Genomic DNA, 12,222 nt, shown 5'->3' on the forward strand with positions numbered 1-12,222 from the left:
GCCTTTCACTCACCGGACCCCGCATGAACTGGTTCCTCTTCCAGCTGCCAGAACCCGAGATGCTGGGCGCGGACACGCCGCTTCGGCTGCGCTGGCTGCGGCTGCGCAGGAACGGCGCGCTCGCGGATCAGGGCGAGGCGGCACCGGACGAGCTGCGCGCCCTGCTCGCCGCGGACGACCATGCGGTTGCGCTGCTCCCCGGGGAACGCGCCCCTCTCCATCGGGTGTTCGTGCCCGGGAAGTCGGGCCGCGTGCGTCGCCGCGCGCTTCCGTTCGCCCTGGAGGAGCGTCTCAGCGAGGACCTGGAACAGCTCCGGATCATTGCCGGCCCTCGCCACGGTAGCGAGACCCTGGCCGGCGTGGTGGCGCATCGGGACCTGGAGCGCTGGGAAGACTGGCTTCGCGAGCACGGCATCCGCGTATCGCACATGATCCCGGACCTTGCACTGCTGCGAAGCCTGGACCCGGGCGATCAGATCTTCCTGCTCTCGGGAACGCAACGCAGCATCGTGCTTTCGCCCGAGGCCGAACCCCTCGCGATGCCCCGGGAAGTCGCCAGCTGGTGGTTGCAGCAACGCTCCGCCGCCACCACGGCCTCCGATGACACCAGCGCCGACGAAACGCAGTCTCCCCAGGCCGCGGTTCATGTGGTGGATCCGTCCGCCGAACCCGACCCACGCGCACCCCTCCAGCCCCCACCCGAATGGTCCGGCGACGTCCTCGAACTCCTGCTGGCCGGGGTGCAATCGGGGAGCCTGCCGCCATCCGATCTACAGCGCGCCGTACGGACTGCACTAGCCTTCGACTTCGCATCCTCCGCCGAAAGCCCGACCTCGCTCGGCGCCCTTCCCGCACCATGGCGCGCACCGGCGGCACTGGCGCTCATGCTGGCCGTAGTCTGGCTTGGGTCCGTGTGGCTGGAGGCCTGGCAGCTCGAGCGGGAGTACCGGGCGACCGAACGGGACATCGCGGCCCTGTTCGAGGAAACCCTGCCGCAGGCCCGCATGGTCGACCCCGTGGGCCAGTTCGAGAGCCTGCTGGGACAGGCCGAGCCAGGCGCGGCGACCCCGACCGTACACAACCCCCTCGGCGAAGCCCTTGCCAGCATCATGGAGGGCCTCGCCCCACGCGACCTGACCCTGCAACGTCTGCGGGGCGACCCGGATCGCCTCGAGCTCGAACTGGAAGGCAGCGGAATCGCGGAACTGGAACAGTTGCGCGAGGCCCTGCGCGAGGCCATGTCCGCGCGTGTGCGGATCGTCTCGGCCGAAACCGGCGAGCAGGGTGTCCGGGCACGCATGACCATCGAGCAGGAACCATGAAGGCCTACTGGGGCGCCCTGCAGACGCGCGAACAACGGATCCTGCTGGCAGGCGGTTTGGTCCTGCTGATCGCGGTGGTGTTCCTGGGCGTCGTCGAGCCCCTGCTGGAAAGCCGGGAACAGTCCCGCGACCGGCTCGCCGAGGCGCGCGCGGAGTTGGCCTGGATGCAAGCCAATGCCCCCGAGGTCGCGGCCGCCCGCAGTCGCGAACCGACACAGGACAATCAGCGACCGCACCTTGAAGGCCGCTCGCTGATCGCCCACGTGGATGCCTCCGCGCGGGCCTTCGGCCTGGGCGAGCACCTGGCGCGCGCCCGCCCAGGCGAGACCGGCGTCACCCTGCACCTCGAAGGGGTGCCCTACAGCGATCTGATGCGCTGGCTCGGCGAACTGGAACAAGAAGACGGTGTCGTGCCCGAACGCATCTTGCTGGAACGCGTCGTCGAGCCGGGGCGCATCAATGCCGAACTCTTTCTGACCCGCGAGTCGTAGCGTGACCATCGCCTCCGACAACCGCGCCGATGAACGCCACCGGGATCGCCCTGCATGGTTCTCGCTGGGGGCGTTTTTTGTTCTCGCCCTGCTACTTGCGCTGATCGTGCGCGCGCCCGCCTCGGTCGCACTGGCGGGTGCCGAGCGGTGGGCCGGTTTGCCGGACACAATCACCTGGGAACGGGTGCACGGTTCGCTCTGGCAGGGTAGCGTCGAGGGGGTTCAATCACCGGTGGGGCCGATGGGCCGTCTGCACTGGGATGTGCGCCCCGGCGAGCTTCTGCGCGGGGGGCTGGGCGCCGACATCCTCTGGGCCCCACCCGGCGGCGGCGAACTCCGTGGACGACTGCGGCTCGGGCTCGACAGCGTACAGCTCTCCGGGCTCGAAGGGACCCTGCCCGCTGCTGCCTTGCATCAGTGGGACACGGGCATCCCCCTCGTTCTGGACGGCCAGCTGCAGACCAGCGGACTGCACCTCCGGATCCATCGGAACGGAACGGTGGAACAGGCCTCGGGGCGGGTCAACTGGCAGGAAGCGGCCGCGGGACTCCCCCGTCCCTTGCCCCTGGGCGAGCAACGCGCCACCCTGCGCGAAGAGGACCAGCGCTTGGGGATCGACCTGGATGCCGCCCCGGATGCCGAACTGGGAATCACCGGCACGATTCGCCTGGACCTGCGTACGGATCCCCCGGGCATGGATGCGCGGGTTTTGCTGGACCCGCGCGCCCACGCCGATGCCGCCATCCAGCGCCTACTCGAAAACAATCTTCGCCGTGACGATCAGGGACGGTATCTATGGACCGCAGGATCAGCCCCGTGACACCCGAACGAAACCCGATAACGACCCGCCGGTTCCGGCCTGCGACCCCGGCCGCCACGCTGACGGCCGGCATACTGTTCGGCCTGATGCTGGCGGGTTGTGCCACCACCCCGCCAAACGGGTCCCAGCCCCCGCCAGAGGATATCCGCTATGCCCTGGAACGCGGGGACTGCCGTGCGGCCTACAGTGCGCTGGATACAGCCGACGCACCCGCCTCGGTCGACGTCCGCCTGTCGGTCGCCCGGGTATGCCTGCAGCGCGGGGAATTCGCGCGCACCCGCAACCTCACCGATACCATCCGCCAGGAGAACCCGGATCATCCGGATATCGACTACGCCGCGTATCTCGGTGCCCTGGCGCATCTGGGAACGTGGAACCGGGCCTCGTCCGCGCCACCCAAACAACGCAGCGAACAGGGCCGCCAGGTCTTCCTCCAGCTGGCCGCCTTCCTCAACGACTACCCCATGTCGGAGTACGCGGAGTCCATTGCCCCGCGCCTGGCCCGCCTGCGCGAGAACCTGGCCGACATCGAACTGGAGATCGCCGACCGATCCGCCGCGGCAGGACACGCAGACGAGGCCCGCGCACGAATCGAGTACGTGCGCGACTATTACCCGGGTACCACCGCTGCGCAAACCGCCGCCGAGAGACTCGAGGCGCGTGACGCCGGCGAAGACGACTCCGGGACCTGACCGGCCAAGCGACACCCCCTGACAGCCGGCATGGTCCGTCGGGTTCACCGCCAACGGCGGTAACCGGCCGCTCCATCATGCGGTGTTGTCTCTCGCCTCGTTGCGACGAGCAAGAAAGAGTCGCCTGCTCCCCGGGCGATACAACCGCATGTGGCCCATCAGAATGGCGAAACCGGCCGCACCGGGTATCGTCGTGACCGATAGTCGATCTCTGGTAAGCCCTTCCCTCCCCGGACAACAAAAGGGGCCCAAATCCATCTGGATTCGGGCCCCTGTGGAGGATCTGCCGAGACGATTCAGCTGAACACGCGACGCCAGCCCCCTGAGTTAGCCAATATCAGTCCACTGGCTGCAAGGGCCGGAAGACAATGGCGTCTTGGTTGGAGACTACGATCTGCAGAATCTCGCCCATGCCCGGCTCGTCCAGCAAGGCCGCAAAGCCAGTGTAGTCACCATTCAGATTGCCACACAGCTCAACCGTCATATCGACCGAGTAGAGATTCTTGTCCGGATTCAGGGACCGCGCCCCTCCAGAATAGAAACACCCCTCAGTGTCTTGGGCCGAGAAGTCGCCCAAACCATCGATAGTGACGATCGCTTCGTATCCTGATTCGTCATAGCGCCACATACCTTCGATCATGGCCGTATCCGAAGGCCGGTCGTACTGGGTGTCGTATTCAAGGGAAACCGTACCCTCGGTGTCCAGTGAGGTTTCGAACCCCAGACTCATGGATTCTGACGTCGTCACCGTGCCTTCCAGCACCGCATCCGCAAAGTACCAGCCGTTGATTCCGTAAGCACGGACATCGGCATCCACCCGCTCACCCGTTACCGAGTATTCGCCAGCGTAAATGACCTCCGCGTCCTCGCTGATCGCAAACACCCGGCCGTCGTAGAAAAGTCCTTGGGCATCGAACGTCCCAACGCCTTCTTCGGTGAAGGTGCCACGCCAGATGCCTTCTGCAGACGCTTGTTCCTGTTCATCGACTTCATCGCTCCCGCTTGAAGAACCGCCACCACCGGACGACCCTCCGCAGCCTGCCACCAGGGCGATTGTCACGGCCGCAAGGCCGAGCTTCCATGCAGATCCCTCTGCCGATTTCAGATTCCACATACTTCCCTTCTCCCTTTTATTTTTTCCATAAAGCCTGTGAGGGCTTGGCCGAGTCTAAAGAACCGGGGATTCAATCACCAGCCGCGCAAACAGCCAGAACCCATATGGAAAGCCACTCTTGACCGATACTAAAAGACCGAACTGGGCAAGGGTTGACGGCCCCGCACCGCCCGGACCTGCGATTCTTGTTCGACCGCGGCAAGTTCCTTCTCGCGTCGGCGGCCGAGCGGGCTTGGAGGACAGCGCACCCGTCGAAATCGCCGATGCCCCAGACATGCTGGTGACCCGGAGGAGCTTTGGAGTGAAGCAGTCATTCGGCCCATCAAATGGCGACGTGCATCGCCATGACCCAGCGCGGTCGATGCGGCAGGTCTTCGCATGGATCGCACTGGCGTTGTCTTCGGCGCTTCTGGCGGTCGGGTGCGGGGGTGGGGGCGGCGGATCATCCAGTGGGGGTTTCGTCGTGTCCGGGAGCATCGAGGTGCAGGCCTTGCATCATGTCGATTCCGATACGAACGACCCGGAAAGCCGGATCTCCAGCAACAACGACCTCGCCAGTGCGCAAGCGGTACGCATGCCCGCCATCATCGGCGGATTTGTGGCCAGCCCCCTGACCGACAGCCGCTTCGGCTCGGCCGGAGACCCGGATGACATATTCGTGGCCGAGTTCGAGGCCGGCGACCAGGCCTTGCTGGAGTTCCCGGATCCCGCACGGGCCGATCTCGACCTGTACCTGATTGATGAAGACGGGATGCTGGTGGATGCCTCCATCGGGATCGACGGTTTCGAACGCGTCGTCGCACCCGAGGCCGGGCTTTACTATGTCCGGGTATCGGCCTATTCGGGCCAGTCCGCGTACCATTTGCGACTCGACTCGTCGCAGCTGCTGGACCCCGCGCATGCGGCAAGCCTGCGTGTGGCGGATGACTTTGTGCCGGGCGAGATCATCGTGCGCAGCGCGGACGAGATGCGTCCCTTTGCACAGAGAAAGACCCCGGCCGACATGGGCCTGCAGAGGGCCTCCGGGGCGCCGGGACGCGAGCAGCTCTGGCGCATCCCCGAGGGTCATGCGGAGGCAGTCATCAGTACGCTGGGCCTGCATACGCCCTCGATCTCGCCGGCAGTGGCCTGGCGCACCCCGGAACACGCCGCTCGCCATGACACCCTGCGCGTCATCAAGGCGCTGCGGGGGCAGCCGGATATCGTCTCGGCATCGCCCAACTACCGAATGACTCCCCTGCGGACGACGCCCAACGACCCACACTGGGGAGATCAATGGTTCCACGATGCCATCAACCTGCCGGAAGCCTGGGACATCACCACCGGCCAGGAAGCAGACGAAGAGGTTGTCGTGGCCGTCATCGATACCGGCGTCTACCGCGAGCACGAAGACCTGAACGAGAACCGACTCTTCCCGACAAAGCGGTTTGTCTGCGATCCGGCAGACAGCACCTGTGATGAAGAGCGTTCCTGGCATGGTACGCACGTCACCGGAATTATCGGGGCGGCCACCGACAACAGTCTTGGCGTCGCCGGCATCTCCTGGGGGGTGGACATCCTCCCCGTCTGGACGCTGAACGGGACCGGGACCCTGAACGACACGCTACAGGGGATTCGCTATGCCGCGGGTCTGCCGAACGACTCCGGCACCGTACCCGAGAAGCCGGCCGACATCATCAACCTCAGCCTCGGGGGCGGCGGCTACAGCGCGGAGGCCGATGAACTCTTGCAGGCGGTGCGCGAGCTCGGAATCCTGGTGGTCGCGTCCTCGGGCAACGATGGAATCGGCACAGTCGGCTATCCCGCGGCCTACGAATCGGTACTTGCAGCGGGCGCCACGAACCGCAACGCCGAACGCGCCTGGTACAGCAACTATGGTCCTCGCCTGGACCTGGTGGCCCCCGGGGGTATCGGTCTCATCCGACACGACCGCCCCGAAGACGCCATCCTGAGCACCTTCGGCCCCGGGAAATCGGACTACGCATTCCTTCAGGGCACTTCAATGTCCACAGCCGTTGTTTCCGGTGTCCTTGCGCTGGGCCGCGCGGTGAATCCGGGACTCTCCCCGGGATTGCTGCTGGAGCTGCTCGAATCGGGCCGGCTCACCCGGGACCTGGGACCTGCCGGGTGGGACCCGGAAACCGGCTGGGGCGAGATCGACGCGCATCAGGCGGTCCAGGAGATCGCGGCCCGGGCCGGCTCGGAAGAGCTGGCACCCCGGATCTCGGTAACCCCACAAAGCCTGAACTTCGGCTTCACCGGAACGGGCCTGGATCTGCGCCTGCGCAACGGGGGCGATGGCACCCTGCAGATTGAAGACATCGCCACGCCCGCGACCTGGCTGACCGTGGAACCACACGAGGTCACCGACGACGGTCTGGGGCTTTATCTCGCCTACGGGCAGCGCGATGCCCTGAGCCCGGGCGACTACGAGTCTCGCTTGCGCATCACCGCCGACAACGGCGACCCGCGCGACATTCCGGTCGGCATCCGGGTCGCCGAGCGCGACCCGCAAAGCGATACCGTGGGACGGGTCTACGTACTCCTGCTCGACCGCGACGATCGCGTCGTGGCGCAAACGGCCCTGGAACCCGAGTTCGGGACCTACCGCTATCGCTTCGAAGGGGTGCCCGCCGGGGATTATCGCGTGGTCGCCGGCACCAACATCGCGGGCGATGACCGGATTTGTGCCGGCGCCGAGGCCTGCGGAGCCTGGCCTCAATATGGAGCCCGCGAGACCTTCCGGGTGGATCGCGACCGTACCGGACTCGACTTCGGAATCGCCTGGCGGCCGTTCACAGACGGTGGTTTTGCCCTGTAGCCCCGTTGGCCAGCGCCTGGGGTGAACTGGATCACCGGGCCTCGCAACCGGGATACGGGGACTGATTCACCCCCACCAACAGAAGGGGCGCTGAGTGAGAACCCGGCGCCCCTATGGCTTCCCCTACTGCAGGGCAGCGGCCCAAAGCCGTAACCCACTCGGACGATCGATACTAGCTATCCGGGAAATTCACTTCCGTCGTCTCACCCGCCTCGACTTCGGCGTTGGCCTGATCGACGAACTCGATGGGAGTGGCCTCCTCCGGATCGTCCTCGCCCGCCTCGAAGGTCAGGGCCACCGTGTAATCGCCCGCCCCCAGGAATCCTGCGGTGTAGCGGTACTCCCAGTCACCGGTCGCCTCGACATGGCGGTAGTGCACGTTGGCCGTGGTCACCGCATCGTCATCGTCGTCGCGGAGATCACGCGGCTCACGGTCAGGGCCCTCGAAGACATAAACCGCCGCGCCCGGGCAGGCGTGCAGCCCCGGTTCGCGCTCTTCGCAGGTGAAATCGGCGGGGAGGAGGCCGGGATCCACTGTTCCCGAAATGGCGCCCGCTTCACGGTTATCCACCAAACGCAGCGAACGCCGCATGCGATGGTAGCCCTCAAAGCGAGTGTCTTCGCGGATCGCTTTGCGCAGATCAAAGTCCACGGTGAACGAGGCCTCTTCGTCCTCCGCAATGCTGAAGCCGCTGGATAGCTGCAAGCCCGCCTGCAACCCACCCGGGATGATCAGGTTCTCGCTGTAGCCATCCACGAACTCGATGAACGAGCTGGTCGCGAAATTGGAGAGCGGCGGCGCACTGACACCCTCTTCGCGCTCCAGATGAAAACGGATCCAGTCGTAATCGCCTGCCGGGACTTCTGCGTCCTCGAACAGGAATTCAGAGTCTTCGCCTTGCAACGCGAGCAAATCGATCTCGCGAACGGATTCGTCCTCACCCAGATCGATGCGAATGCGTTCGCCGTCGGAGGGCTGGAGCTCGATATAGGTGAAGCGGACCACGACCCGGCTGGCCGAATCGACAGGGGCATCCGTCACGGCAAGGCTCATCTGTCCGGTCCCGCCACCGCTGCTCCCGCCGCCGCCACAGGCGACGAGCCCCGCCGTCGCGATCCCCAACCCCACCAAACGAGTCAAATTGCCAATCTTGTGCATCACGGTCTCCCTCTAGCCAGAAACGTCCTTTGCAAGCCTAGGCAGTTTGCCAGGCCCGATGACGCACAAAGCCGCATGGACCGCGGAAAGGCTGGAAAACCAGAAGCGCATCACACGAAACGAACCGCACGGAGCCGCTGTCGGGGCGAGTCCCGCGTCGCGAATGGGTGGGGTCGACTTGCGATTTCGGCGAGAACTCGGCAGGCATCGGCCCGCCGCGCAGGTGCCCCCCCTCAGGCAACCAGGACCGTCAGAAGCGGTCGAGGCTGGCGAGGGGGCCCGACAGATCGCGGATGCGCATCCAGGAGGCGATGCTGGCGCGCCAGCGGCGGGTAGGCAGGACGGCATGGGGTACGGTCTGACTGAGAAACATCACCAGCGTCCCCGCGCGTGGCTGGATGCGGCGGATCTCGCGCCCTTCGCTGTCGTAGATTGCGAGCTGGCCGCCGTCGCGTTCGCGCCAGTGACGGTTCAGGTAGAACACCAGCGACAGGCGGCGGCAATTGCCAGCCTGGAAGGCATCCACATGCCGGGCGTAGTGAGTTCCTGGCGGATAGAGGGCGAAGTGGGACTCGGTCTCGAACAACCCCGGAATCAGCGCCCGGCTCGCCTGCAAACGAATCTCGTCGAGGCGCGCCATGAACGCCTGCTGCGCGGGACTCGCGCCATCCAGCCAGTGAATCCAGTCGCCGCGGGTCGCTCGGTCCCGATGGCGCTCGCCGGCGCGGCCGATCCGCGCCTGCGCCAGTTGCGCCGCATCACGCAGCGCATAGACCTCCTCTCGCAGGGCGTCGACGATCTCCTGCGGCAGGAAATCGGGCCAGACGAGCCGATGCTCGCGCGCCAGCGCATCCAGCCAGCCGTCGGGCGCGCAAAATTCGGAGGAGGAGTCGGCCACGACCGGCGCAAGGGTCGGCGCGGTCTCGGCGGCTTCCAGCCATTCGGGGCCAAGGGCAGGCAGGTTCACGTACTCGGGTCTTCCATTCGGGCCGCGATCGCGGCACGCAGGCGGGCGCCTGTCAGGCAGACGCCCAGATCAGCGTCTTCCCCACAGGATATATACCGGGAACGCCGGGGTGCGCAAGGGCTTTATAGCACCGTTGCCCTGCCAGGAGGCTGCAGACTAGTCCGCCAGAAAACCGCCGGCGATCAGGTGCTGGCGCAAGGCGGCCTGGGCCTCGGTGACGCGGGCGCGGGCGCCACGCAGGCCCAGCTCGACCTGGGGCGCCTGGCGGTCCATGCGCGGGAGACAGGAGATGCGCAGGTCGGGGAACGCGGCCTCCATGGCCTCGAGCACCGGGACCAGGCGGCTCTCGGTGACATTCTCCAGGCGCAGGACCTCTTCCACGGCACCCGCTGCCGCATCGCGGTCGGGGAAGCGCTGCTCCAGGACCCAGCGGGCCATGGGCTCGGCCATGGCCGGGAAACCGGGTACGCAGTGATGCTGCGCACAGCTAAAGCCGGGGATGCCGTTGACCGGGTTCGGGATCAGGCTGGCCCCCTCGGGGAGCTCGGCCATGCGTACGCGGTGGGGCCAGGCGTCGGCACCGAAGCGCTCCTCGAGGATGGCCATGAACTCGGGATGAGGCGCCAGCGGCTGGGCCAGTGCCTCGGCCAGGCAGGCGCGGGTGCGATCATCCGGGGTCGCGCCGATGCCGCCGAAGCTGAACACCTCGGCGCCGCTGGCCAGGGTCTCGCGGAAGGTCTGCGTCAGCAGGCGGGCGTTATCACCGACGATACGGATCCACGCAAGTTCCAGCCCCCTTTCCGCCAGCGCCGCGGTCAGGTGCGCCTGATGCCGATCACGGCGCTTCCCGCTCAGGAGCTCGTCGCCGATGATCACGGCGCCGATCTCGATCGTGTGCGATCCCCGGCCGTCCATCGTGGGTCGATCCATCGCCGATCTACTGCTTGGCACCCATGGCCAGCGCGCGCTCGCGCGCAGCCGCACGCGCCTCGGGGGCGTTGTCCGGATCGTCGAGCCACGGCGCCAGGTGCTGCTGTAGCAGCCCGGCCAGGAAGTCGAGATGATCAGCGCGGTCGTTCAGCGCCGGGATGTAGTGGAAGCGCTCGCCGCCGGCCTCGGTGAAGATCTCGCGGTTTTCGTCGCCGATCTCCTCGATGGTCTCCAGGCAATCCGCCGAGAAACCGGGGCAGATCACGTCCACCGAGCGCACGCCCTGCCCCGGCAAGGCCTCCAGGGTCTTGTCGGTGTAGGGCTGCAGCCATTCCTCGCGACCGAAGCGCGACTGGAAGGTGACCTGCCACTGGTCGTCGTTCAGGCCCAGCGCCTGCGCCAGCTTGTGCCCGGTGGCGTGGCACAGACAGTGGTAGGGGTCGCCCTGCAGCAGGTAACGCTTGGGGATGCCGTGGAAGGACATCATCAGGCGCTCGGCCTGACCATGCGCCTGCCAGTGCTCGCGCACGCTGTTGGCCAGGGCCTCGATGTAGCCGGGCTGGGCGTCATAGGCGGCGATGAACTGCAGATCGGGCACCCAGCGCCAGCCCTTGAGCACGTCGGCCACGGCATCGAAGGTGGAGCCATTGGTGCTGGCCGAGTACTGCGGGTAAAGCGGCAGGACAACCACACGACGCACGCCTTGGCGGCGCAGTTCGTCCAGGCCGGATTCAATGGACGGGTTGCCATAGCGCATGCCCAGGGCGACCGGGACATCCTCGCCGACCTGCGCGGCCAGGCGCTCGCGCACACCGGCGGCCTGGCGTTTCGAGATCGCCAGCAGCGGCGAGCCCTCGTCGGTCCAGACGGTTGCGTATTTCGCCGCCGAGCGCTTCGGCCGGATATTCAGGATCACGCCGTTCAGAATCAGCCACCAGAGGGGTCGCGGGACCTCGACCACGCGCGGGTCCCAGAGGAACTCCTTCAGGTAGCGCCGCAAGGCGGGCGCGGTGGGTTCGTCCGGCGTCCCCAGGTTGGTCAGCAAAACGCCGACGCCGCGCGCCTGGCCATGGCGATAATCCGCTTCTCCGAAATACTTCATGGGGCTCCTTGCAGGCATGGGGGACGGTGACTCCCTGTCGGAGTCACGGAGCGTCGCTTTGGTTCACACGCCAAGGATACCCGCGGGCACGAGTGGGCGCGCGCCCGGGACGGATCAGACGCTACGACCCCGCAACGGGCTCGTACGCGGGAAGTGCGCCTGCAGGAACTCCATCTGGTCGGCCAGCACGCGCTTGCCCTTGAGGAAGATGTATTCCGCGTGGGTGGGCGTGAACGGGATGGCGAGCAACTGCATCCCGGCTTCTTCCGGCGTGAACCCCGCCTTGTGGTTGTTGCAGCGCTTGCAGGCGGTGACCACGTTGGTCCAGGTGTCTTCGCCGTCCTGGCTGATCGGGGTCACGTGGTCGCGGGACAGATCGCGTTCGGGGAACGCGTGACCGCAGTAGAGGCAAAGGTGGGCATCGCGGCGGAACAGGGTGGTGTTATTGAGCGGGGGGATGTAGTCGTTGAAGCGGGACTTGCGGGTGCCGTGAGTGGCGATGATCGAGTTGACCTCGACCCGTGACTGCAACCCGGTGCGCGCGTTAATGCCGCCGCGCATGCGATATAGCGGGCTGCCACAGGTGTAGGCCACCTGCTCGGTGTAATAGAGGCGCACGGCCTGCTCCAGGCCGATCCACTCTAGCGGCATGCCCGCGGCATCCGTGCGCAGGACCTGATGCTCATTCGGCAACATGACCCCGTCCCGTCTCAAGGAAACACGGATTTGCTCACGCGGCGTACGGGTGAACAAATCCATGCCGCCTTCGATACCCGAAAAACAATAAACAGCCTTCAGGAACAA

The 12,222-nt window shown here is 66.3% G+C and carries 11 protein-coding genes; 5 read left to right on the forward strand and 6 right to left on the reverse strand.

The annotated features are described in order from the left end of the window. Window positions 1-23 precede the first annotated feature (23 nt). Genes gspL through G335_RS0106330 form a run of 4 tightly spaced genes read left to right on the forward strand, consistent with a single transcriptional unit; the run spans window position 24 to window position 3,325 of the window. Window positions 24-1,322, forward strand: a complete 1,299-nt coding sequence (gspL, locus tag G335_RS0106310; protein WP_018176206.1) for a type II secretion system protein GspL — start codon at window positions 24-26, stop codon at window positions 1,320-1,322. After that, window positions 1,319-1,813 carry a type II secretion system protein GspM gene (gene gspM / locus G335_RS0106315; protein WP_018176207.1) on the forward strand — a complete coding sequence of 165 codons (495 nt, stop codon included), beginning with the start codon at window positions 1,319-1,321 and terminating at the stop codon, window positions 1,811-1,813. Before gspL ends, gspM begins: the two co-directional genes overlap by 4 nt. Window position 1,814: 1 nt before the next feature. Further along, window positions 1,815-2,633 carry a type II secretion system protein N gene (gspN, locus tag G335_RS13530; RefSeq protein ID WP_018176208.1) on the forward strand — a complete coding sequence of 273 codons (819 nt, stop codon included), beginning with the start codon at window positions 1,815-1,817 and terminating at the stop codon, window positions 2,631-2,633. Continuing rightward, a complete protein-coding gene (locus G335_RS0106330; protein ID WP_018176209.1) occupies window positions 2,630-3,325 on the forward strand; it encodes an outer membrane protein assembly factor BamD in 696 nt (231 codons plus the stop codon). Before gspN ends, G335_RS0106330 begins: the two co-directional genes overlap by 4 nt. Before the next feature lie 337 nt (window positions 3,326-3,662). On the opposite strand, the gene G335_RS0106335 is transcribed toward G335_RS0106330, so the two are convergent. Continuing rightward, window positions 3,663-4,439, reverse strand: a complete 777-nt coding sequence (locus G335_RS0106335; protein ID WP_018176210.1) for a hypothetical protein — start codon at window positions 4,437-4,439, stop codon at window positions 3,663-3,665. Between the two features lie 481 nt (window positions 4,440-4,920). Between G335_RS0106335 and G335_RS0106340 the strand changes: the two genes are divergently transcribed. Beyond that, the gene (locus G335_RS0106340; protein WP_018176211.1) at window positions 4,921-7,260 is read left to right on the forward strand and encodes a S8 family serine peptidase; all 2,340 of its coding nucleotides are present in this window, start codon (window positions 4,921-4,923) and stop codon (window positions 7,258-7,260) included. 172 nt (window positions 7,261-7,432) lie between these two features. Here G335_RS0106340 and G335_RS0106345 read toward each other — a convergent pair whose 3' ends face one another. The 5 genes from G335_RS0106345 to G335_RS0106365 form a co-directional block, all read right to left on the reverse strand. Beyond that, the gene (locus G335_RS0106345) at window positions 7,433-8,419 is read right to left on the reverse strand and encodes a DUF4382 domain-containing protein (RefSeq protein ID WP_018176212.1); all 987 of its coding nucleotides are present in this window, start codon (window positions 8,417-8,419) and stop codon (window positions 7,433-7,435) included. Between the two features lie 250 nt (window positions 8,420-8,669). Continuing rightward, a complete protein-coding gene (locus G335_RS0106350; protein WP_018168314.1) occupies window positions 8,670-9,386 on the reverse strand; it encodes a 2OG-Fe(II) oxygenase in 717 nt (238 codons plus the stop codon). Window positions 9,387-9,542: 156 nt separating this feature from the next. Further along, window positions 9,543-10,301 carry a molybdopterin-binding protein gene (locus G335_RS0106355; RefSeq protein WP_018176213.1) on the reverse strand — a complete coding sequence of 253 codons (759 nt, stop codon included), beginning with the start codon at window positions 10,299-10,301 and terminating at the stop codon, window positions 9,543-9,545. Between the two features lie 22 nt (window positions 10,302-10,323). Continuing rightward, entirely contained in the window at window positions 10,324-11,418 is a 1,095-nt protein-coding gene (gene hemH / locus G335_RS0106360) for a ferrochelatase (RefSeq protein WP_018176214.1), read from the reverse strand. Between the two features lie 114 nt (window positions 11,419-11,532). Next, entirely contained in the window at window positions 11,533-12,114 is a 582-nt protein-coding gene (locus tag G335_RS0106365) for an HNH endonuclease (protein WP_018168316.1), read from the reverse strand. Between the last annotated feature and the right edge of the window lie 108 nt (window positions 12,115-12,222).

It is taken from the genome of Thioalkalivibrio sp. AKL8 (assembly GCF_000380525.1).
Lineage (GTDB): Bacteria > Pseudomonadota > Gammaproteobacteria > Ectothiorhodospirales > Ectothiorhodospiraceae > Thioalkalivibrio > Thioalkalivibrio versutus.